Raw genomic sequence first — 21,616 nt, forward strand, 5'->3', positions numbered from 1 at the left:
CGGTTGGCAGAAGAAATGAGGGAACGTGTCTGCATTGAATGTGCCGGATTCCGGTGCGTTGTTATCCATCCAGAAGCTGACGAAGTTTTTCGGTGGCTTTGCCGCCTGCAATGACATCGATCTCGACATAGCGCCGGGCGAAATACATGCACTTCTCGGCGAAAATGGCGCAGGCAAGTCCACTTTGGTCAAGATGCTGTTCGGCGTTCTCGAGCCGACGCACGGGCACATCCTCTGGGAAGGAAGAGAGGTCGCCATCACCTCGCCGGGCGAGGCCCGCAAGCTTGGCATCGGCATGGTCTTCCAGCACTTTTCACTGTTCGAGGCGCTGACGGTCGCCGAAAACATAGCGCTGTCGCTCGACGACGCCATCCCGATCGACAGGATCGCCGAGGAGGCGAGGGCCCTGTCGCTAGCCTACGGCCTGCCGCTCGATCCGCATGCTCATGTCGCCGATCTTTCGGTGGGCGAGCGCCAGCGCATCGAGATCGTCCGGGCGCTGCTGCAGAATCCAAAGCTCATCATTCTCGACGAACCGACCTCGGTTTTGACGCCGCAGGAAGCCGACAAGCTGTTCGAAACGCTGTTCAAGCTGCGCGCCGAGGGCCGTTCGGTTCTTTATATCAGCCATCGTTTGGAGGAGGTGCAGCGCATCTGCGATAGAGCAACGGTGCTGCGCCATGGCCGTGTAACCGGCGCCTGTGATCCGAAGCAGGAAACACCCGCATCGCTCGCCCGCATGATGGTCGGCAGCGAGGTTGCCGCCGTTACGCATCCTGAGCGCAGCGACAAAGGCGAGGTGCAACTGGCGGTAGTCAACCTTTCCGTCGCCGCCCGCACGCCTTTCGCCATGCCGTTGCGAGAGGTGTCTATGACTGTGCGTTCCGGTGAGATCCTGGCGATTGCCGGTGTGGCGGGCAACGGCCAGAGCGAGCTCTTCGACGTTCTCTCGGGCGAATATCCGGTCGCTTCGCCCGAGGCGATCGTCATTCGCAAGAGACACGTCGGCAATCAGGGCATTACCGTGCGCCGCCTGCTCGGCGCCGGCTTCGTGCCGGAGGAACGCCACGGGCACGCCGCCGTCTCTGCCATGAAACTGTCGGATAATCTCGTCCTTGCCCGCAGCCAGTCGGATCGCAAGGCCTTTCTGGGCCTGCTCGGCATGATCCGCCGCAGGGCTGTGAAATCCGCCGCCAGGCGCATTTCCGAAGCGATGGATGTCCGCAAGAGCGGCGACGATCCGGCCGCCGGCTCTCTTTCCGGCGGAAATCTGCAGAAATTCATCGTCGGCCGCGAACTCGACCGCCAGCCGGCGGTGCTTGTCGTCAATCAACCGACCTGGGGCGTGGATGCCGGGGCGGCAAGCCGCATCCGCCAGGCTTTGGTCGACCTTGCAAAGGCCGGCTCCGCCGTCGTCGTCATTAGCCAGGATCTCGACGAGATCTTCGAGGTCGCGACAGATATTGCCGTCATCTCCGAGGGCCGCCTTTCCAGGCCTTTCCCGGCGAGTGAACTGACGCGCGAAAATATCGGCCTGCTGATGGGCGGCCTGCACGAGAGCGGTTCCGCCGCGGAGGCAGCCCATGCGCATTGAACTGGAAAAACGCCCCGACGTTTCGAAGCTCTTCGGCTTCGTTTCGCCGCTCCTCGCCCTCGTCCTGACGCTCACCTTCGGCGCCATCATGTTCGCCATGCTCGGCAAGGACCCGGCCGCGGCGCTGAGCGCCTTCTTCGTCGAGCCGCTGCTCGAGGTCTGGTCGCTGCACGAACTGGCGATCAAAGCCGCGCCGCTGATCCTGATCGCCGTCGGCCTTGCCGTCTGCTACCGCTCGAACAACTGGAATATCGGCGCCGAGGGACAGTTCACCATCGGAGCCATCACCGGCTCCTATCTGCCGATCGTCTTTTACGACTGGCACTCGCCGCTCGTGTTGCCGCTGATGCTGGTGCTCGGCGCGCTTGGTGGTGCGCTTTTCGCCGCCGTTCCGGCGCTTTTGAAGGCGCATTTCAACACCAATGAGATCCTGACGTCACTGATGCTTGTCTACATCGCCCAGCTTTTCTTGGACTGGCTGGTTCGGGGCGCCTGGCGCGATCCGAAGGGCTTCAACTTTCCCGTTTCGCGCGATTTCGCGCCTGAGGCGGTGCTGCCGGCGATCTGGGAAGAATCTGGCCGCGCTCATTGGGCGTTCGTCTTCGCCATCATTGCGGCGATCGGCGTCTGGTTCATGTTGCGCTATACGTTGAAAGGCTTCGAGATCGTCGTGCTCGGCCAATCGGAAAGGGCAGGGCGCTTCGCCGGCTTCTCCGCGAAGAAGATGATCTGGTTCAGCTTTCTCTTCTCAGGCGCGCTTGCCGGCCTTGCCGGCATCAGTGAGGTCTCCGGCTCGATCGGCCATCTCCAGCCGGCGATCTCTCCCGGCTACGGTTTCACCGCCATCATCGTTGCCTTCCTCGGCCGCCTCAACCCGCTCGGGATCATCGCGTCAGGCCTGGTGCTGGCGCTGACTTATCTCGGCGGCGAGGCCGCACAGCTTTCGATTGGCATTTCCGACAAGGTCACGCGCGTGTTCCAGGGTCTGCTGCTCTTTTTCGTGCTCTCCTGCGATATGCTGATCTATTACAAAATCCGCATTGTCTGGTCGCGGGCCAGGGGCGGGGCGGTATGAGCATCTTCGAAGCCATCCTGCTGACGGTTATCACCGCCTCGACGCCGCTCGTCATTGCAGCCCTCGGCGAACTCGTGACGGAGCGCTCCGGTGTTCTCAATCTCGGCGTCGAAGGCATGATGATCATCGGCGCCGTCGGCGCCTTCGCCGCCGCCCAGCTTACCGGATCGGCCTATATCGGCATTGTCGGCGGCATCGTCAGCGGCGCGCTGTTCTCACTGCTCTTCGCCTTCCTGACGCTGACGCTCGTCACCAACCAGGTGGCGACGGGCCTTGCCCTGACGATCCTCGGCCTTGGCGCTTCCGGCATGCTCGGCGAAGCCTTCGTCGGCGCGCCTGGCATCCGGCTTCTGCCGATCGAAATCCCGGTGCTCTCGGCCATTCCCTATGTCGGAACCGTCCTGTTCAAGCAGGATCTGATCTTCTACCTGTCGATCCTGCTTGTTGTCGGCGTCAACTGGTTCCTCTTCAGAAGCCGCACCGGCCTGAAGATACGCGCCATCGGCGATAATCACGCCTCCGCCCATGCGCTCGGCATCAACGTCATCCGCATGCGCTATCTCGCCGTTATGTTCGGTGGTGCGTGTGCCGGCCTTGCAGGGGCGCAACTGTCGCTGATCTATACGCCGCAGTGGACCGAGAATATGTCGTCCGGGCGGGGCTGGATCGCGCTGGCGCTTGTCGTCTTCTCCTCATGGCGGCCTTGGCGGCTGCTGGCCGGCGGTTATCTATTCGGAGCTGTGACGATCCTGCAGTTGCACGCGCAGGCCTTCGGCATCGGCATTCCGTCGCAGTTCCTGTCGATGCTGCCCTATGCGGCGACAGTTGTGGTCCTCATAATGATCTCGCATAATCGGCGCACGACGATGATCAACACGCCGGCCTCGCTTGGCAAAGCCTTCGTGCCTGACCGGTGAGCAACAACAAAAAAGACGGGTTTCAAACTTCCAACCAACAGGGATCAAAATGAAAAAACTTGCACTTGCTCTCGCAGCGACAGCTGCCCTTGTCCTGAGCATCGGTTCGGCCGCCGAGGCTGCCGAAAAGACCAAGGTCTGCTTCGTCTATGTCGGCACCCGCACCGATGGCGGCTGGACGCAGGCCCATGAAAACGGCCGCCTCCAGGTCGAGAAGGAATTCGCCGACAAGGTCGAAACATCCTTCCTCGAAAGCGTTCCGGAGGGTCCTGATGCCGAACGCGCCATCGAGCGCATGGCCCGTTCCGGCTGCTCGCTTATTTTCACCACATCCTTCGGATACATGGACGCGACTGTCGCCGTCGCCAAGAAGTTCCCGAAGGTGAAGTTCGAGCATGCGACCGGCTTCAAGGCCGCCGACAATGTCGCGACCTACAATTCGCGCTTCTATGAAGGCCGCTATATCAGCGGCATTATCGCCGGGAAGCTGTCGAAGACCGGCACGGCAGGCTATATCGCCTCCTTCCCCATCCCCGAGGTGGTGATGGGCATCAATGCGTTCGAAACCGGCGCCAAGTCGGTCAACCCGAACTTCAAGATGAAGGTCATCTGGGTCAACACCTGGTTTGACCCCGGCAAGGAAGCCGATGCCGCCAAGGCGCTGCTCGACCAGGGCGTCGACATTCTCACCCAGCACACGGACACGACCGCTCCGATGCAGGTTGCCGAGCAACGCGGCGTCAAGGCCTTCGGCCAGGCGTCCGACATGATCAAGGCTGGTCCAAACGTACAGCTCACAGCGATCATCGACACTTGGGGCAATTATTACGTCAAGCGCGTCCAGGCGCTTCTCGACGGCACCTGGAAGTCGGAACAGAGCTGGGATGGCCTGAAGGACGGCATTCTGACAATGGCGCCCTATACCAACATGCCCGATGACGTGAAGAAGCTTGCCGAGGAAACCGAAGCCAAGATCAAGTCAGGCGAACTGCATCCCTTCACCGGCCCCATCAACAAGCAGGACGGCACGCCCTGGCTGAAGGCTGGCGAGAAGGCCGATGACGGGACGTTGCTCGGCATGAACTTCTATGTCGAAGGCGTCGACGACAAGCTGCCGGCGCAATAACTTCTGCAGCCAGTTTCCAAATTCAAAGGGCGTCCTGGCGACGCCCTTTTTTCTGCTCATACGCTAAAAAAGCGATTTACAAAAGTAATACTATATGATTTTTTGACCCTGCGCCGCGAAGGAGCGGCATTGGGAGGATATCATGAAATTGAAGACTGCACTTTTGAGTGCCACGATTCTGGCTGCCTGCATGTTCGGTTCGGCTTCGGCCAACGGCTTGACCGTCGGTTTCTCGCAGATCGGTTCGGAATCGGGCTGGCGCGCGGCTGAAACGACCGTGACCAAGGAGCAGGCCAAGAAGCGCGGCATCGATCTGAAGTTTGCCGATGCGCAGCAGAAGCAGGAAAACCAAATCAAGGCTTTGCGCTCCTTCATCGCCCAGGGCGTCGATGCCATTCTGATCGCTCCGGTCGTCGAGACCGGCTGGGATGACGTTCTGAAGGAAGCCAAGGAAGCCAATATCCCGGTTATCCTTCTCGACCGCACCGTCAAGGCTCCGGACGATCTCTATCTGACGGCTGTCACCTCCGACCTCGTCCATGAAGGCAAGGTTGCCGGCGACTGGCTCGTCAAGACCGTCGGCGACAAGAAGTGCAATGTCGTCGAACTGCAGGGTACGACCGGCTCATCGCCGGCCATCGCCCGCAAGAAGGGCTTCGAAGAGGCCCTCACCGGCCACGACAATCTCAAGATCGTTCGCAGCCAGACCGGCGACTTCACCCGTACCAAGGGCAAGGAAGTCATGGAAAGCTTCCTGAAGGCTGAAAATGGCGGCAAGGATATCTGCGCGCTCTACGCCCACAACGACGACATGGCTGTCGGCGCCATCCAGGCGATCAAGGAAGCCGGCCTGAAGCCCGGCAAGGATATCCTCGTCGTTTCCATCGACGCCGTGCCGGATATTTTCAAGGCGATGTCCGAAGGTGAGGCCAATGCTACGGTCGAACTGACGCCGAACATGGCAGGTCCCGCTTTCGATGCGCTCGAAGCCTATCTGAAGGACAAGAAGGCTCCGCCGAAGTGGATCCAGACCGAGTCGAAGCTCTACACGCCGGCCGACGAGCCGATGAAGGTGTACGAAGAGAAGAAGGGTCAGGGCTACTGATTTGAACCTGGAACCGTACTGGCCCATCATGGGCCGGTACGGAACTGCCGGTGCCGGCCGGGCGACTTGCCCGGCCTTGGCGCAGGCGCAAGGCGCAATATCAGGAAACAGCAGCCCTCATGGTTCACAATATCGAGAATATTCTCGCAGCCTCGGCCATATCGAAGTTCTTTCCCGGCGCCGTCGCCCTTGACAAGGTCGATTTTACGTTGCGCCGCGGGGAGGTTCATGCGCTTCTCGGCGAGAACGGCGCCGGCAAATCGACGCTGATCAAATGCATCACCGGGGCCTACCATCGCGATGGCGGCAGCCTGACGCTCGACGGCCAGGAGATCAATCCGGCCAATACGCTCGCCGCCCAGAAGCTGGGCATCGGCACCGTTTATCAGGAAGTCAACCTCCTGGCCAATCTAAGTGTGGCCGAAAACCTGTTTCTCGGACGCCAGCCGCGGCGTTTCGGCATGACTGATGTCCGCGCGATGAACCGCAAGGCGCGCGAACTGCTCGCCGGCTACGGCATCGATATCGACGTCACCGCCGAACTTGGACGTTTCTCCGTCGCCGTCCAGCAGGTGGTCGCCATCGCGCGCGCCGTCGATCTCTCGGGCAAGGTCCTGATATTGGACGAGCCGACGGCGAGCCTCGACAATCAGGAAGTGGCGCTGCTCTTCCGCATCATCGAGGACTTGAAAAAGCGTGGCCTCGGCATCGTCTTCATCACCCATTTCCTCGAGCAGGTCTATGCGATCAGCGACCGCATCACCGTGCTGCGCAACGGCAAACTCGTCGGCACCCGCGACGCCGCCGATCTGCCGCGCCAGGGTCTGATCGCGATGATGCTCGGCCGGGAACTCGCCCAGGCCGAAGAGACGGTCAGGGAACACAGCATCGCCGCGGGCGAGGTCCGCTACCGCTTTTCCGGCTACGGTAAACGCGGCAAGGTCAAGCCTTTCGATCTCGACGTCCGGGCCGGCGAGGTGGTCGGCGTGGCCGGGCTGCTCGGTTCCGGGCGCACCGAAACCGCCGAACTGCTCTTCGGCGTCGAACATGCCGACAGCGGCAGTGCAACGATCGATGGCCAGCCCGTGACCCTTTCCAGCCCGCGCGCCGCGATCGCAAAGGGTTTCGGATTCTGCCCTGAAGACCGCAAGACCGACGGCATCGTCGGCGACCTGTCGATCCGGGAAAACATTGCGCTTGCGCTGCAGGCCCGCCGCGGCTGGACCAGGCCGCTGTCGCGCGCCGAGCAGAATGCGCTCGCCGACCGCTACATCAAGGCGCTCGACATCCGCACGACCGACCGTGAAAAGCCGATCCGGCTGCTTTCCGGCGGCAACCAGCAGAAGGCGATCCTCGCTCGCTGGCTGGCAACCAATCCCAAGTTTCTCATCCTCGATGAACCAACCCGCGGTATCGATGTCGGCGCCCATGCCGAGATCATCCGGCTCATCGAGCAGCTTTGCGCCGAAGGCATGTCATTGATCGTAATTTCCTCGGAACTTGAAGAGCTTGTCGCCTATAGTTCACGTGTCATCGTACTTCGCGACAGGCAGCATATCGCCGAACTCACGGGCGAGCGAATTACTGCCGCCGGTATAGTCGATGCCATCGCGGCCGCCGAGCACAAGAAGGAGGATGCATGAAGTCCTCCTCGAATGCGCTGGGCTATCGCCTGGCGCCGCAATTGATCGCGCTCATTGTGATTCTTCTGCTGAATTTCATAACGTCACCTCAGTTTTTTAATGTGGTGGTTCAGAATGGGCGGCTCTACGGCAGCGTGATTGACGTGCTGAATCGCGGTGCGCCGGTGGCGCTGCTGGCGATCGGCATGACGCTGGTTATTGCTACGAAGGGCATCGATTTGTCCGTCGGCGCGGTCATCGCCATCTGCGGCGCTGTTGCTGCTTCATCCGTCGTTTCTGGAAATTCCGTCACTTACACGATATTCCTGACACTGGCGATCGGGCTTGCCTGCGGCGTCTGGAACGGTTTCCTGGTGGCGGTCCTCAACATCCAGCCGATCATCGCCACCTTGGTGCTGATGGTCGCCGGCCGCGGCATCGCCCAGCTCATCACCGAAGGCGCCATCCTGACCTTCAATGATGACGGCCTGATCTTCTTCGGTAGCGGCTCGATGGCTCTGCTGCCTATGCCCGTCGTCATCTGGCTGCTTGTCGGTCTGCTCGTCATCCTGCTCGTTCGCCGCACGGCGCTCGGCATGCTGCTCGAGGCTGTCGGCATCAACCGCCGCGCCAGCACGCTCTCCGGGATTCAAACGCCGGTGCTGCTGATGGCCGTCTATATGCTGAGCGGGCTCTGCGCCTCGATCGCCGGCATTATCGTCGCGGCCGACATCAAGGGCGCGGATGCCAACAATGCCGGTCTCTGGCTGGAGCTTGACGCCATCCTCGCCGTCGTCGTCGGCGGCAATTCGCTCCTCGGCGGACGATTCAGCATCGTCGGCTCGCTGGTCGGCGCGATGATCATCCAGGCGGTCAACACCGGCATCCTGTCCTCGGGATTCCCGCCTGAATTCAATCTGATCATCAAGGCTGTCATCATTATCGTCATCCTCATCATCCAGTCGCCGGCGGTGCAATCGCTCGCCATCTTCGCCAGCCGCGGGCAGGGCGGAAGGGAGTAGCCGAAATGAACTCCAAATACCTGCCGCTGCTCGCGACCATCGTAATCTTCGTGCTCGCCTATGCCGGCTGCACGCTTCAATATCCGAACATGCTGTCGACCCGCGTTATCGGCAACCTTTTGACCGATAACGCATTTCTCGGTATTGCCGCCGTCGGCATGACCTTCGTGATCATCTCCGGCGGCATCGATCTGTCGATCGGTTCGATCATCGCCTTTACCGGCGTCTTCCTGGCGGTCATCCTGCAGAATACGTCGATCCATCCGCTCCTCGCCTTCGCGCTGGTCCTCGTCATCACCACCGCCTTCGGCGCCGTCATGGGCGCCATCATCCACTATCTCGAAATGCCGGCATTCATCGTGACGCTTGCCGGCATGTTCCTGGCGCGCGGGATCGCCTTTGTGCTGTCGATCGACAGCATTCCGATCAACCACGATTATTATTCGACGCTGACGAGCCTCTATTGGCGGCTGCCCGGAGGCGGGCGGCTGACGCTGATCGGCGCCGTGATGCTTCTGGTCTTTGCCGCCGGCATCTTCATCGCCCACCGGACCCGCTTCGGCACCAACGTCTATGCGCTTGGGGGAGGGCCGCAGACGGCGCGGCTGATGGGTGTGCCGGTCGGACGCACGACGATCCAGATCTATGCGCTGTCGGGCTTTCTCGCCGGTCTATCCGGAATCGTTTTTTCGCTGTACACCTCTGCCGGATATTCTCTTGCTGCAGTCGGCGTCGAACTCGACGCCATCGCTGCGGTGGTCATTGGGGGGACGCTGCTGACCGGAGGAGCGGGATTCGTGGCGGGAACCTTGATCGGCATTCTGATCCAGGGACTCATTCAGACCTACATCACCTTCGACGGCACGCTGTCGAGCTGGTGGACGAAGATTCTGATTGGCCTGCTGCTGTTTGCATTCATACTGATGCAGAAGGCGATCCTGTTCCTTTCAAGCCTGAACAAGAGGTATGCCTGAGGGGGTGATCGTTTGCGCAATAAACTGATCGAGACACGCAAGACAGGGCGCCGAGCCCGTACGAGCCACGCACAGGTGGTCGACGAGCTCGGGAAGGCGATCGTCGCCGGTACCTATCCCGTCGGCTCGATCCTGCCGGGCGATACGGAACTGGCGCAACGCTTCAAGGTATCGCGTACGGTGCTGCGCGAGACGATGAAGACGCTTGCTGCCAAGGGCATGGTGGTTGCCAAGGCGCGGGTCGGCACGCGTGTGACCGAGAAAAACCTCTGGAATATGTTCGACAGCGAAATCATCGCCTGGCACTTCGACAATGGCGTGACCGAAGAATTTCTGCTGCAGCTTTACGATATCCGCCTTGCCGTCGAACCCTTCGCCGCCGGTCTGGTCGCCGAGCGCGCCGATGCCGAGGAGATCGAAATGCTGCGCGGGCTGGCTCAGGAGATGGCGGCGAGCGGGCATACGGCCGACAGCCTGGCACTCGCCGACCTGCGCTTCCACCTGGCAATTGCCGAAGCCTCGCACAATCCCTTCATGCGCACCCTCGGCAGCCTGATCGAAGCGGCCCTGGTCGGCATGTTCCGCATCAGCACGCCCCCCTCCGAAAACGGATTCGCCAATATCGCCGATACCCATATGCGCATCGTCGATGCCATCGTCTCCGGCGACAGCGCCGCCGCTCGGCGTGCGATGGAAGTCGTCATCCTAGACGGACGCGACCACGTGCATGAGGCCTTCGCGGCCCACGGTTCTCCTGTTGTCTTGGGACCGATTTCGCCGGCAATCTCATCCTAGTGACGCTTTGACCACGCGGCGCATTCAAGCTTTTTAGCCACTCAATGGACGTCGTAGCACCTTAAACTGCCGCGCAATTTCGTCCTGAAATGGATTTCCGATTTCGGGAATTATGCAGTATGAGGCAGAAAAGCCGCCTCATCGCGCGGATTCGCGGAGCACATCATGGAACGCACTTGTCTTGCCGTCATCCTAGCCGCCGGTGACAGCACGCGGATGAAATCCTCGAAATCTAAGGTGCTGCATCCGGTCGCCGGACGGCCGATGATCGCGCATGTGGTCGAGGCGGTCGCCTCCGCGGATATCTCCTCCGTAGCACTGGTCGTCGGTCGCGACGCCGAGAACGTCGCCAAGTCCGCGAGCATCGACGGTGTCGCCATCGAAGCATATCTGCAGCAAGAGCGTCTCGGCACCGGCCATGCGGTGCTGGCGGCACGCGAGGCCATCGCCAAGGGTTATGACGATATCCTCGTCACCTACGGCGACGTGCCGCTGCAGACCGACGGACCGCTGAAAGCCGCCCGCCAGGGCCTCGCCGAAGGCAGCGACGTCGTCGTCATCGGCTTTCACACCGACCGTCCGACCGGCTATGGCCGCCTGCTCGTCAAGGACGGGGAGCTCATCGCCATCCGCGAGGAGAAGGACGCCACCGACGCCGAGCGCGCTGTGACCTGGTGCAACAGCGGACTGATGGCAATCAACGGCAGCAAGGCGCTCGATCTCCTCTCGCGCATCGGCAATGCCAATGCCAAGGGCGAATTTTATCTCACCGACCTCGTCGAGATTGCCCGTTCGCTTGGCGGTCGCGTCACAGCCGTCGATGCCCCTGAAATCGAGATGACCGGCTGCAACAACCGCGCCGAACTCGCTGTTATCGAACGCTTCTGGCAGGAGCGTCGCCGCCGCGAGATGATGCTATCAGGCGTTACCATGATCGCGCCGGAAACGGTGTTCCTCTCCTATGACACCGTCATCGGCCGGGATGCGCTGATCGAGCCGAACGTCGTCTTCGGGCCCGGCTCGGTGATCGACAGCGGCGCCGTCATTCATGCTTTCTCGCATATCGAGGGCGCCCATGTCAGCGAAGGCGCGACCGTGGGCCCCTTCGCGCGGCTGCGGCCGGGTGCGGATCTCGCCAGCGGTTCGAAGGTCGGCAATTTTTGCGAGGTCAAGAACGGCCGGATCGGTGAGGGCGCCAAGGTCAACCATCTCACCTATATCGGCGACGCGGTCGTTGGCGCCGGCAGCAATATCGGCGCAGGCACGATCACCTGCAATTATGACGGCGTCAACAAGAGTGAAACGGTGATCGGCGAAAACGCCTTCATCGGATCCAATTCCTCGCTGGTCGCGCCGGTGACCATCGGCGACGGCGCCTATATCGCGTCCGGCAGCGTTATAACAGCCAACGTGCCGGCCGATGCGCTGGCGCTCGGCCGCGCCCGCCAGGAGATCAAGCCCGGACGCGCGACGTTGCTGCGCGAGCGCGCGCTCGCCATCAAGGCCGCAAAGAAGGGGAAAGGCTGAGGCTGTTTTCCGTAACCGGCGGAAATTGAAAGTGACCGCCGAGGCCATTGAGAAATAAGCCGGAATTGTTAGGACTGGCCTCATTATTGAAGCCTTTATGGGGATATTGCATGTGCGGCATTGTGGGGATCGTCGGAACTCAGCCTGTTGCCGGGCGCCTGGTGGATGCGCTGAAGCGTCTCGAATATCGCGGCTACGATTCCGCCGGTGTCGCCACGATCTATGAGGGGATGATGGATCGCCGCCGCGCCGAGGGAAAGCTTTTCAACCTTGAAAAGCGCCTCGATGCAGAGCCGCTGCCCGGCACCGTCGGCATCGCCCATACGCGCTGGGCTACGCACGGGGTCCCCAATGAGACCAATGCCCACCCGCACTTTGTCGAAGGGGTTGCGGTCGTCCATAATGGCATTATCGAGAATTTCTCCGAACTTCGCGACGAACTGACCGGAGAAGGGGCGGTCTTCGATACCCAGACGGATACCGAAGTGGTCGCGCACCTGATGGCGAAATACCTGCGTGAGGGTCTTGAGCCGCGCGCAGCCATGCTCAAGATGCTGAATCGGGTGACCGGCGCCTATGCGCTGGCCGTCATGCTCAAGGCCGTTCCCGACACGATCATGGCCGCTCGTTCCGGCCCGCCGCTCGCCGTCGGCTATGGTCGCGGCGAAATGTTCCTCGGCTCGGATGCGATCGCCCTCTCGCCCTTCACCAACGAGATCACCTATCTCGTCGACGGCGACTGCGCCATCATCACTCGCGACGCCGTCTCCGTCCTGGATTTCACTGGCAAACCGGTCAAGCGCGCGCGCCAGATCTCGCAGGCGACTGCCTATGTCGTCGACAAGGGCAATCACCGCCATTTCATGGAAAAGGAAATCTACGAGCAGCCGGAGGTGATCTCCCATGCGCTCAGCCACTACGTGGATTTTGCGGAAAACACGATCGGCGCCAATGCCGCCGCGATCGATTTCAAGGCGGCAAGCAGCCTTGCGATTTCGGCCTGCGGCACTGCCTATCTCGCAGGCCTTGTCGGCAAATACTGGTTCGAACGTTACGCCCGGCTGCCTGTTGAAATCGATGTCGCCTCCGAATTCCGCTACCGCGAAATGCCGCTCTCGCCATCGCAGGCCGCACTCTTCATCTCCCAGTCCGGCGAGACCGCCGACACGCTGGCGTCGCTTCGTTATTGCCGGGACAACGGCCTCAAGATCGGCGCTGTCGTCAATGTCCGCGAATCGACGATTGCCCGCGAATCCGACGCCGTGTTCCCGATCATGGCCGGGCCCGAGATCGGCGTCGCCTCGACCAAGGCCTTCACCTGCCAGCTTGCCGTCTTGGCGTCGCTGGCGATCGGCGCCGGCAAGGCGCGCGGCACGGTGAACGCGGATGAGGAGAGGGCTCTCGTTCGCCATCTCGCCGAAATGCCGCGGATCATGAGCCGCGTGCTGAACCTCATCCAGCCACAGATGGAAAGCCTGTCGCGCGAACTGTCGAAGTGCAAGGACGTGCTCTATCTCGGCCGCGGCACCAGCTTCCCGCTCGCCATGGAAGGCGCGCTGAAGCTCAAGGAAATTTCCTATATCCACGCCGAAGGATATGCCGCCGGCGAATTGAAGCACGGCCCGATCGCGCTGATCGATGAGAACATGCCGGTCATTGTCATCGCCCCTTATGACCGCTTCTTCGAAAAGACAGTCTCGAACATGCAGGAGGTCGCGGCGCGCGGCGGCCGCATCATTTTCATCACCGATGAAGCCGGTGCGGCGGCCTCGAGACTGCCGACCATGGCGACGATCGTCCTGCCTGTCGTCGACGAAATCATCGCGCCGATGATCTTCTCTCTGCCGATCCAGCTGCTCGCCTATCACACCGCCGTATTCATGGGCACCGACGTCGATCAGCCGCGCAACCTGGCGAAATCCGTGACCGTGGAATAAGCCTGCGGGAGCCGGGTCTCCGCGCCAAAACGTATTGTGCGGCGGATCGAATTCTGGCAATTTTGGTATGCGGACAAGGGGGAAGGGCCGGAGTTCCGGCCTGTCCACGACTGAGATGGAGTTCATCAGGAAGCGATGGCCGACAATGCCCCCAGAATGCCGGTCGCGACCCGGCTGAGGAACAATTTTCTCGCAGGTCTGATCATCTGCGCGCCGATCGCGATTACCATCTGGCTGACGTGGACCTTCATCCACTGGTCGGACAGCTGGGTCAGGCCGTATATTCCGGCGCGGTGGAACCCGGAAAGCTATCTCAATTTCGCCATCCCCGGTTTCGGCCTGCTGATTGCCGTCGTCCTGATCACCGTCGTCGGCTTCCTCGGCAAGAACCTCATCGGCCAGAGCATCGTCCGTTTCGGCGAATCGGTCGTCCAGCGCATGCCGTTAGTGCGCACGATTTACAGAAGCGTGAAGCAGATTTTCGAAACCGTGCTGAAGGAGCAGTCGAATTCCTTCAAGAAGGTCGGTCTGATCGAATATCCCGGTCCCGGCCTCTGGGCGCTGGTCTTCGTTGCCACCGACGCCAAGGGCGAGATTGCCTCGAAGTTCAATGCCATGGGTCAGGACATGGTCGCCGTCTTCCTGCCGCCGACGCCCGTGCCGACAGCCGGTTTTCTCATTTTCGTGCCGCGCGAAAAGATCGTCATGCTCGACATGAGCCCGGAAGACGCCGCCAAGTTCCTGATTTCGGGCGGTCTCGTCGCCCCGGACCATAAACCGTCCGAGCCGAAGCAGAAACATCTGCCGCGGCCGAAGCCGGTGGCGGTTTCAAAGGCAGACTAGCCTGCTCTCAGGAAACGGATCGCCTCGTCGCGGCGGAAGAGATAGAGCAGGGTGCGGACCGCCTGTCCTCTTTCGCTGGTCAATTCCGGATCGCGCTCGATCAGATAGGCAGCGTCCTTGCGGGCGATCTCGAGTAGATCGGCATGTGCCTCGAGGCTGGCGATGCGGAACCCCGGCGTGCCGGATTGCCGCGTGCCGAGCAACTCGCCTTCGCCGCGCAGCTTCAGATCTTCCTCCGCGATTCGGAAACCATCCTCCGTTTCCCGCATGATCGAAAGCCTGGCGTGACCGGTCTCGCCGAGCGGTCCCTTGTAGAGCAGGATGCAGGTCGAGGCCTCGTCGCCTCGCCCGACACGGCCGCGCAGCTGATGCAGCTGCGCCAGCCCGAAGCGTTCGGCGTGTTCGATCACCATGATTGTCGCATCCGGCACGTCGACGCCCACTTCGACGACGGTCGTGGCGACCAGAAGTCGGGTCTCGCCGTTCTTGAAGGCCATCATTGCCGCATCCTTTTCCGCGCCGCTCATGCGACCGTGGATCAGGCCGATATCCGGGCCGAGCGCGGAGACGAGCGTCGCATGCCGCTCTTCGGCCGACATCAGGTCGAGCTCCTCGGATTCTTCGACCAGCGGGCAGATCCAGTAGGCTTTCCTGCCCTCGGCGATCGCGCTCTGCAGCCGCCCGACGATCTCTCCGGTCCGTTCCATCGGCACGGTGATCGTCTGGATCGGCTTGCGGCCGGCCGGTTTCTCGGTCAGCTTGGAAACATCCATATCGCCGAAGGCGGCCAGCACCAGGGTGCGGGGGATCGGCGTCGCCGTCATGACGAGCATATGCGGCGAGATGCCTTTGGCGGTCAGCCGCAGGCGCTGATGCACGCCGAAACGGTGCTGCTCGTCGACGACGGCAAGCATCAGATTGGCGTAACTGACGCTCTCCTGGAACAGGGCGTGCGTACCGATGATGATCTGTGCGGCGCCGGAGGAGATGCGCTCGAGGATCTCCTCGCGCTCGCGTCCCTTGGTGCGCCCGGTCAGCACCTCGATGCCGAGCCCGGCGGAGGCGGCGAATTTCGAGATCGTCGCGTGGTGCTGACGGGCGAGGATTTCGGTCGGCGCCATCAGCACAGCCTGGCCGCCGCTCTCGATCACCGCCGCCATCGCCATCAGCGCCACCAGAGTCTTGCCGGAGCCGACATCGCCCTGCAGCAGCCGCAGCATCCGCTCGGCTCCGGCCATGTCTTTCAAAATGTCGGCGATCGCCTCGTTCTGGCTTGATGTGAGCGAGAAGGGCACCGTCTTCAGGATCATGCTGCTGACGGAGCCGGTCGCATGCACCGGCTGACCCGCCACTTTGCGCAGCCTCTGGCGCACCAGGCTGAGCGATAGCTGACCGGCCAGAAATTCGTCATAGGCGAGTCGCCGGCGGGCAGGGGCTTGCGGGTCGATATCGGCGGGATCGCGCGGCTCGTGCAGCATATGAAAACCGTCACGGATCGACGGAAGGCCCTGTCGCTGTGTCAGCGCAGGGTCGATCCATTCCGGCAGTTCGGGAAAGCGCGGCAGGGCGGCGTCGATGATCTTGCGCAGCGTTTTCGGCGAAAGCCCCGCCGTCAGCGGATAGATCGGCTCGACGAGCGGAAGGCTCTCCGCCTCCTCGGCCCTGACGATATAGTCGGGATGAACCATCGAGGCGCGGCCGTTGAACCAGTCGACCTTGCCGCTGACCGTTACCTCGGCGTCTACAGGCAGTTGCTTTTCCAGCCATGCCGCCTGCCCACGGAAGAACACCAGCGTCAATTCGCCGGTCTCGTCATGCAGGAACACGCGGTAGGGGATATTGCTCTTGCCGCGCGGCGGCGCCTGGTGGCGGTCGACGCGAGCGGTGATCGTTACGATCGCGCCCTGCGGCGCCAGGGCTATCCCCGGCTGGTTGCGCCGGTCGATAAGCGAAAAGGGCGCGTGGAACAAAAGGTCGATGACCCGGCAATCCTCCGCCGTGTCGCGCCCGAGCAGCTTGACCAGCAACTCGGCGATCTTCGGGCCGACGCCCGGAAGGCCCGAAACGGGAGAAAACAGAGGGTCGAGAACGGCGGGGCGCATGCGGCCAAAATGCGACGAACAATGCGGCCTTGGCAAGGCTGACAAGCCGCTTTCGAGGGTCTATAGAGGCGCATCAACAGGAAGGTAATGCCATGACAGGTGTCACACTCACGAGTGCCGGTCTCGACCCGCGCCGCCGCCGAATCCTTTTCCGCTGCTGGCACCGCGGCATCCGCGAAATGGATCTGGTTTTCGGTCAGTTCGCCGAAGCCGAGATTACAAAGCTTTCCGACGCCGAGCTCGACGAATTCGAAACGATCATGGCGGAAGAGGATAATGATCTTCTTCGCTGGATCATGGGAACATGGCCGGTGCCGGAGCGTTTCCAGACTCCGATGTTTGCCCGCCTTGCCGCCTATAAGCCCGATTTCGACAAGCCCCTCAGGACGCCGGAATGATCCCTGGTTTCGATGCGAAGAAGCTTGCGGCCGTTGCCGAGCCGCTGACGATCGGCAATGTGCCTGCGGGCCTCGAGCCGCTGCTGCTCGCCGAACTGGCCCGGGCGGGCGAGCCGGTCGCCTATGTCATGTCGGACGGCCACCGCATGGCCGATCTGGAACAGATGCTCGGCTTCGTCGCCCCCGACATTCCGGTCCTCACCCTTCCGGCCTGGGACTGTCTGCCCTACGACCGCGTCTCGCCGAGCGCCGATACTTCGGCCCGCCGGCTTGCCGCGCTCGGCGGCCTCATCGCCCATCGCAAGAAGCCGCATGCCGCGATCGTGCTGGTCACTGCCAACGCCATGCTTCAGAAGGTGGCGCCCCACGACGTCATCGAGAGCCTGAGCTTTTCCGCCCGTCCCGGCAACCAACTGCGCATGGACGATCTTGCCGGCGGCCTGGAGCGCAACGGCTTCGACCGCGTCGCGACCGTGCGCGAGGTCGGCGAATATGCCGTGCGCGGCGGCATCCTCGATGTCTTTGTGCCGGGTTCAGAAGAGCCGGTGCGCCTCGATTTCTTCGGCGATACGCTGGAGAGTATCCGCAGCTTCGATCCGGCTAGCCAGCGCACGACGGGCCAGGTGCGGTCCCTCGACCTCAACCCGATGAGCGAGGTGACGCTCACGCCTGATACGATCAGTCGCTTCCGCAAGAACTACCTGTCGGCTTTCGGCGCGACGACGCGCGACGATGCGCTCTATCTCGCCGTTTCCGAAGGCCGCCGATACCCCGGCATGGAGCATTGGCTGCCGCTTTTCTACGAGAAGCTCGATACTGTCTTCGATTATTTGAGCGGCTTCCGTATCGTTACCGACCATACTGTGCGTGAGGCGGCGGAGGAGCGCTCCAAGCTGGTCCTCGATTATTTCGATGCCCGCCTGAATTCCGGCCAGCCGGCCAAAGGCCAGATGGCGCAGGGCACGCCCTACAAGCCGGTGGCGCCGGGCCAGCTCTACCTCGACAGCAAGCTCTTCACCAAAACTCTCGACGCACTCGGCGCGATCCGCGTCAGCCCGTTCAACGAGGTCGAGGGCGAGGCGAGGCGTGTCGTCAATGTCGACGCCCGCCAGGGTCAGCGCTGGGCCCGCTCGAATGCCGAGGGCGGCGGCGATGCCGAACGCATCAATATCTTCGACGTCGTCGTCAAGCATATCGCCGACCGACGCGCGGCCGGCGCAAAAGTGCTCGTCACCGCCTGGACCGAGGGCTCGCTCGAACGCCTGCTGCAGGTGCTGAACGAACATGGCCTGGAAAAGGTCAAGCCCGTCGAGGCGCTGAAGGATCTCGGCTCGCTCTCGAAAGGCGAGGCCGCTGCTGCGGTGCTCAATCTCGAATCCGGCTTCGAGGCGGGTGAGCTCGTCGTTATCGGCGAGCAGGATATTCTCGGCGACCGTATGGTGCGCCGCTCCAAGCGCCGCAAGCGCGCCGCCGATTTCATTTCCGAGGTCGCCGGTCTCGACGAGGGCTCGATCGTCGTCCATGCCGAACACGGCATCGGCCGTTTCATCGGGCTCAGGACCATCGAAGCAGCGGGCGCCCCTCATGCCTGCCTCGAACTGCAATATGCCGACGAGGCCAAACTGTTCCTGCCGGTCGAGAATATCGACCTGCTCTCCCGCTACGGCGGCGAGGGCACCGATGCCCAGCTCGACAAGCTCGGCGGTGGCGCCTGGCAGATGCGCAAGGCCAAGCTCAAACGGCGTCTGCTCGACATGGCCGGTGCGCTGATCCGCATCGCCGCCGAGCGCCTGACGCGTCATGCGCCGATGCTGACGGCGCCGGACGGCCTGTACGACGAGTTTGCCGCCCGCTTCCCCTATGACGAGACCGAAGACCAGGACAACGCCATCGACGCCGTGCGCTCCGATCTCGGCGCCGGCCGGCCGATGGACCGCCTCGTCTGCGGCGATGTCGGTTTCGGCAAGACCGAAGTGGCCCTGCGCGCCGCTTTCGTTGCAGCAATGAACGGTGTCCAGGTCGCCGTCGTGGTGCCGACGACGTTGCTCGCCCGCCAGCATTTCAAAACCTTTTCCGAGCGTTTCCGCGGCCTGCCTGTGCGTATCCAGCAGGCCTCGCGCCTTGTCGGTTCGAAGGAACTGGCACTGACCAAGAAGGAGGTGGCCGAAGGCAAGACCGATATCGTCGTCGGCACCCATGCGCTGCTCGGCGCCGGCATCAAATTCGCCAATCTCGGTCTGCTGATCATCGACGAGGAACAGCATTTCGGCGTCAAGCACAAGGAGCGGCTGAAGGAGCTGAAGAGCGACGTGCATGTGCTGACCCTATCGGCGACGCCGATCCCGCGTACGCTGCAGCTTGCCATGACCGGGGTGCGCGAGTTGTCGCTGATCACCACGCCGCCGGTCGACCGCATGGCGGTACGCACCTTCATCTCGCCCTTCGACAGCCTGGTCATCCGCGAGACACTGATGCGCGAGCACTATCGCGGCGGCCAGAGCTTCTATGTCTGCCCCCGGCTCGCCGATCTCGCTGACGTGCACGCCTTCCTGCAGTCCGATGTTCCGGAATTGAAGGTTGCCGTCGCGCATGGCCAGATGCCGGCCGGCGAGCTCGAAGACATCATGAACGCCTTCTATGAAGGCCGCTACGACGTGCTGTTGTCCACAACCATAGTCGAATCCGGCCTCGATGTGCCCACGGCCAACACGCTGATCGTCCACCGCGCCGACATGTTCGGCCTAGCCCAGCTCTATCAGCTGCGCGGCCGCGTCGGCCGCTCCAAGGTGCGCGCTTTCGCGCTCTTCACCCTCCCTGTCAACAAGGTGCTGACGGCGACGGCCGAACGCCGGCTGAAGGTGCTGCAGTCGCTCGATACGCTTGGCGCCGGCTTCCAGCTGGCAAGCCACGACCTCGATATCCGCGGCGCCGGCAACCTGCTCGGCGAGGAGCAGTCCGGCCACATCAAGGAGGTCGGCTTCGAGCTCTATCAGCAGATGCTGGAAGAGGCGGTCGCCGAGGTCAAGGGTGTCGACGAGATCCACGATACCGGCTGGTCGCCGCAAATCTCCGTCGGCACGACGGTGATGATCCCCGAGAATTATGTGCCGGACCTACATCTGCGCATGGCGCTGTACCGCCGCCTCGGCGAAATCGGCGAGCTCAAGGAAATCGACGCCTTCGGTGCCGAGATGATCGACCGCTTCGGGCCGATGCCGATCGAGGTTCAGCATCTCCTGAAAATCGTCTACATCAAGTCGCTCTGCCGCACCGCCAATGTCGAGAAACTCGACGCAGGCCCGAAGGGCGTCGTCGTCCAGTTCCGCAACAAGGAATTCCCCAATCCGGCAAATCTGGTCGGCTATATCGGCAAGCAGGGCACGATGGCCAAGATCCGTCCCGATCACAGCCTGTTCCTGACCCGCGATCTGCCGACACCGGAAAAACGCCTTCAGGGCGCTGCGGTTATCATGACGCAACTGGCCGAGATGGCGAAGTAAACAGAGGGAGATGTGTATGGCGACATATGGCGCGACGATCGCCTGGGAGCGGAACGGCGAGACTTTCACCGACAACCGCTACAGCCGTGCCCATCGCTGGACCTTCGACGGCGGTATCGAGGTGAGGGCGTCCTCATCCTCTCATGTCGTCCCGCTGCCCTATTCGGCCGAAGACGCCGTTGATCCGGAGGAGGCTTTCGTCGCCTCGCTCTCCAGCTGCCATATGCTTTGGTTCCTGTCGATTGCCGCCAAGCAAGGCTTTTGTGTCGACAGCTACACCGATGCCGCCGAGGGCGTCATGGAGAAGAATGGCCAAGGCCGTTTTGCCATGACCGTGGTGACTCTGAGGCCGCATGTCGTCTTCAGCGGCGAAAAGCAACCTTCGCCGAGCGAGCTCGAGGCCCTGCATCATCGCGCTCACGACGAATGCTTCATCGCCAATTCGGTGAAGACCGAGGTGCGCTGCGTTCCGGTTCTGGGCTGAGCTGTCGCAAAATCGCGTGAAACCAGATTTGGCGGCTTCAATCCGCTGGCGGTTCGGACCAGCCGATCAGCTTTGCCCATTCATTGGCGCCCTCCATCATGATGTCGAACACCGGATCCTTGATGTCGTAGTAGAAATCGACGTCGTCGGGAAAACGTTGGGCAAGCCGCTGCTTGATCAAGGCATAGGCGCTTGCCGCTATCGGATGGGCGCGCAGGAAATCGCGGCAAAGAAGAGAGTATCGCTGATTGAAACGGCCGTTCTCGCGGATGTGCAGATTCGCCGGACGCCCCTTGCTGCGATAGAAGGCCTTGCGCAGTTCGCCTCCCGCCAGATCAAGTCCTGGAGGGCAGTGATCGATGACGATCGGTCTGCGCTCGAAGCCCGCCTCTTCGAATGCGTCGGGATCGACTTCCGCGAGATCGTTTACCGTCAGTTGAATATCGATGATATTCTTGGCGGGAACTCCGGAAACCGCCGTCGAGCCGATGTGGTGCAGATATGCCCCGACGGGCGCTGCTCCCATGATTGCGGATTTGAGGGTCGTGAATTCCTCGACCCAGCTTTGCTGCGGCGCCTCGATCTCGATCCGCAC

The 21,616-nt window shown here is 62.0% G+C and carries 17 protein-coding genes; 15 read left to right on the forward strand and 2 right to left on the reverse strand.

All coding sequences use genetic code 11. The features are described from left to right. Positions 1-25: 25 nt before the first annotated feature. From J2J98_RS10430 to J2J98_RS10485, 12 genes are all read left to right on the forward strand, one after another. Complete coding sequence (locus J2J98_RS10430; protein WP_207603037.1) at positions 26-1,594, forward strand: ABC transporter ATP-binding protein; 1,569 nt, start codon at positions 26-28, stop codon at positions 1,592-1,594. Next, positions 1,584-2,669 carry an ABC transporter permease gene (locus J2J98_RS10435; protein WP_207603038.1) on the forward strand — a complete coding sequence of 362 codons (1,086 nt, stop codon included), beginning with the start codon at positions 1,584-1,586 and terminating at the stop codon, positions 2,667-2,669. Before J2J98_RS10430 ends, J2J98_RS10435 begins: the two co-directional genes overlap by 11 nt. Beyond that, positions 2,666-3,586: an ABC transporter permease gene (locus J2J98_RS10440; RefSeq protein WP_207603039.1), complete on the forward strand. Its 921-nt coding sequence runs from the start codon at positions 2,666-2,668 to the stop codon at positions 3,584-3,586. The genes J2J98_RS10435 and J2J98_RS10440 overlap by 4 nt, the downstream gene beginning before the upstream one ends. Before the next feature lie 49 nt (positions 3,587-3,635). Continuing rightward, complete coding sequence (locus J2J98_RS10445; RefSeq protein WP_064708950.1) at positions 3,636-4,712, forward strand: BMP family ABC transporter substrate-binding protein; 1,077 nt, start codon at positions 3,636-3,638, stop codon at positions 4,710-4,712. Between the two features lie 142 nt (positions 4,713-4,854). After that, positions 4,855-5,817, forward strand: a complete 963-nt coding sequence (gene ytfQ, locus J2J98_RS10450; RefSeq protein WP_064708949.1) for a galactofuranose ABC transporter, galactofuranose-binding protein YtfQ — start codon at positions 4,855-4,857, stop codon at positions 5,815-5,817. 119 nt (positions 5,818-5,936) lie between these two features. Further along, positions 5,937-7,460, forward strand: a complete 1,524-nt coding sequence (gene ytfR / locus J2J98_RS10455; RefSeq protein WP_138394205.1) for a galactofuranose ABC transporter, ATP-binding protein YtfR — start codon at positions 5,937-5,939, stop codon at positions 7,458-7,460. Then, positions 7,457-8,461 carry an ABC transporter permease gene (locus J2J98_RS10460; protein ID WP_138394206.1) on the forward strand — a complete coding sequence of 335 codons (1,005 nt, stop codon included), beginning with the start codon at positions 7,457-7,459 and terminating at the stop codon, positions 8,459-8,461. The genes ytfR and J2J98_RS10460 overlap by 4 nt, the downstream gene beginning before the upstream one ends. 5 nt (positions 8,462-8,466) lie before the next feature. Beyond that, positions 8,467-9,435 (forward strand): galactofuranose ABC transporter, permease protein YjfF, encoded by a 969-nt coding sequence (gene yjfF / locus J2J98_RS10465; protein WP_064708946.1) that lies wholly within the window; start codon positions 8,467-8,469, stop codon positions 9,433-9,435. Positions 9,436-9,447: 12 nt separating this feature from the next. Next, positions 9,448-10,230, forward strand: coding sequence for a FadR/GntR family transcriptional regulator (locus J2J98_RS10470; protein ID WP_064708945.1), 783 nt, complete (start codon positions 9,448-9,450; stop codon positions 10,228-10,230). Between the two features lie 165 nt (positions 10,231-10,395). Continuing rightward, on the forward strand, positions 10,396-11,757 hold the full coding sequence (gene glmU / locus J2J98_RS10475) for a bifunctional UDP-N-acetylglucosamine diphosphorylase/glucosamine-1-phosphate N-acetyltransferase GlmU (protein WP_138394207.1): 1,362 nt from the start codon (positions 10,396-10,398) through the stop codon (positions 11,755-11,757). Positions 11,758-11,867: 110 nt separating this feature from the next. Then, positions 11,868-13,694, forward strand: a complete 1,827-nt coding sequence (gene glmS / locus J2J98_RS10480) for a glutamine--fructose-6-phosphate transaminase (isomerizing) (protein ID WP_207603040.1) — start codon at positions 11,868-11,870, stop codon at positions 13,692-13,694. A 135-nt stretch (positions 13,695-13,829) separates the two neighbouring features. Then, positions 13,830-14,537, forward strand: coding sequence for a DUF502 domain-containing protein (locus J2J98_RS10485; RefSeq protein WP_138394209.1), 708 nt, complete (start codon positions 13,830-13,832; stop codon positions 14,535-14,537). On the opposite strand, the gene recG is transcribed toward J2J98_RS10485, so the two are convergent. Then, positions 14,534-16,639, reverse strand: coding sequence for an ATP-dependent DNA helicase RecG (gene recG, locus J2J98_RS10490; RefSeq protein ID WP_138394210.1), 2,106 nt, complete (start codon positions 16,637-16,639; stop codon positions 14,534-14,536). The genes J2J98_RS10485 and recG overlap by 4 nt on opposite strands. Before the next feature lie 92 nt (positions 16,640-16,731). Here recG and J2J98_RS10495 point away from each other — a divergent pair, with 92 nt between their 5' ends. From J2J98_RS10495 to J2J98_RS10505, 3 genes are read left to right on the forward strand one after another with little or no spacing between them, the layout of a single operon-like run. After that, positions 16,732-17,037, forward strand: a complete 306-nt coding sequence (locus tag J2J98_RS10495; protein ID WP_064708940.1) for an FAD assembly factor SdhE — start codon at positions 16,732-16,734, stop codon at positions 17,035-17,037. Then, positions 17,034-20,537: a transcription-repair coupling factor gene (mfd, locus tag J2J98_RS10500; protein WP_207603041.1), complete on the forward strand. Its 3,504-nt coding sequence runs from the start codon at positions 17,034-17,036 to the stop codon at positions 20,535-20,537. The genes J2J98_RS10495 and mfd overlap by 4 nt, the downstream gene beginning before the upstream one ends. Positions 20,538-20,553: 16 nt before the next feature. Continuing rightward, positions 20,554-21,021, forward strand: a complete 468-nt coding sequence (locus J2J98_RS10505; protein ID WP_138394212.1) for an OsmC family protein — start codon at positions 20,554-20,556, stop codon at positions 21,019-21,021. Between the two features lie 37 nt (positions 21,022-21,058). Here the strand turns inward: J2J98_RS10505 and J2J98_RS10510 are convergent, their stop codons facing one another. After that, positions 21,059-21,616, reverse strand: a complete 558-nt coding sequence (locus J2J98_RS10510; protein ID WP_207603042.1) for a GrpB family protein — start codon at positions 21,614-21,616, stop codon at positions 21,059-21,061.

Origin of the sequence: Rhizobium bangladeshense, from assembly GCF_017357245.1 — a bacterium.
Lineage (GTDB): Bacteria > Pseudomonadota > Alphaproteobacteria > Rhizobiales > Rhizobiaceae > Rhizobium > Rhizobium bangladeshense.

What these genes read in the sequence shown, in the direction of transcription:
- J2J98_RS10435 (WP_207603038.1), top strand. Translation starts at nt 1,584, where the DNA reads ATGCGCATTGAACTGGAAAAACGCCCCGACGTTTCGAAGCTCTTCGGC.
- J2J98_RS10440 (WP_207603039.1), top strand. Translation starts at nt 2,666, where the DNA reads ATGAGCATCTTCGAAGCCATCCTGCTGACGGTTATCACCGCCTCGACG.
- J2J98_RS10445 (WP_064708950.1), top strand. Translation starts at nt 3,636, where the DNA reads ATGAAAAAACTTGCACTTGCTCTCGCAGCGACAGCTGCCCTTGTCCTG.
- ytfQ (WP_064708949.1), top strand. Translation starts at nt 4,855, where the DNA reads ATGAAATTGAAGACTGCACTTTTGAGTGCCACGATTCTGGCTGCCTGC.
- ytfR (WP_138394205.1), top strand. Translation starts at nt 5,937, where the DNA reads ATGGTTCACAATATCGAGAATATTCTCGCAGCCTCGGCCATATCGAAG.
- J2J98_RS10460 (WP_138394206.1), top strand. Translation starts at nt 7,457, where the DNA reads ATGAAGTCCTCCTCGAATGCGCTGGGCTATCGCCTGGCGCCGCAATTG.
- yjfF (WP_064708946.1), top strand. Translation starts at nt 8,467, where the DNA reads ATGAACTCCAAATACCTGCCGCTGCTCGCGACCATCGTAATCTTCGTG.
- glmU (WP_138394207.1), top strand. Translation starts at nt 10,396, where the DNA reads ATGGAACGCACTTGTCTTGCCGTCATCCTAGCCGCCGGTGACAGCACG.
- glmS (WP_207603040.1), top strand. Translation starts at nt 11,868, where the DNA reads ATGTGCGGCATTGTGGGGATCGTCGGAACTCAGCCTGTTGCCGGGCGC.
- J2J98_RS10485 (WP_138394209.1), top strand. Translation starts at nt 13,830, where the DNA reads ATGGCCGACAATGCCCCCAGAATGCCGGTCGCGACCCGGCTGAGGAAC.
- recG (WP_138394210.1), bottom strand. Translation starts at nt 16,639, where the DNA reads ATGCGCCCCGCCGTTCTCGACCCTCTGTTTTCTCCCGTTTCGGGCCTT.
- J2J98_RS10495 (WP_064708940.1), top strand. Translation starts at nt 16,732, where the DNA reads ATGACAGGTGTCACACTCACGAGTGCCGGTCTCGACCCGCGCCGCCGC.
- mfd (WP_207603041.1), top strand. Translation starts at nt 17,034, where the DNA reads ATGATCCCTGGTTTCGATGCGAAGAAGCTTGCGGCCGTTGCCGAGCCG.
- J2J98_RS10505 (WP_138394212.1), top strand. Translation starts at nt 20,554, where the DNA reads ATGGCGACATATGGCGCGACGATCGCCTGGGAGCGGAACGGCGAGACT.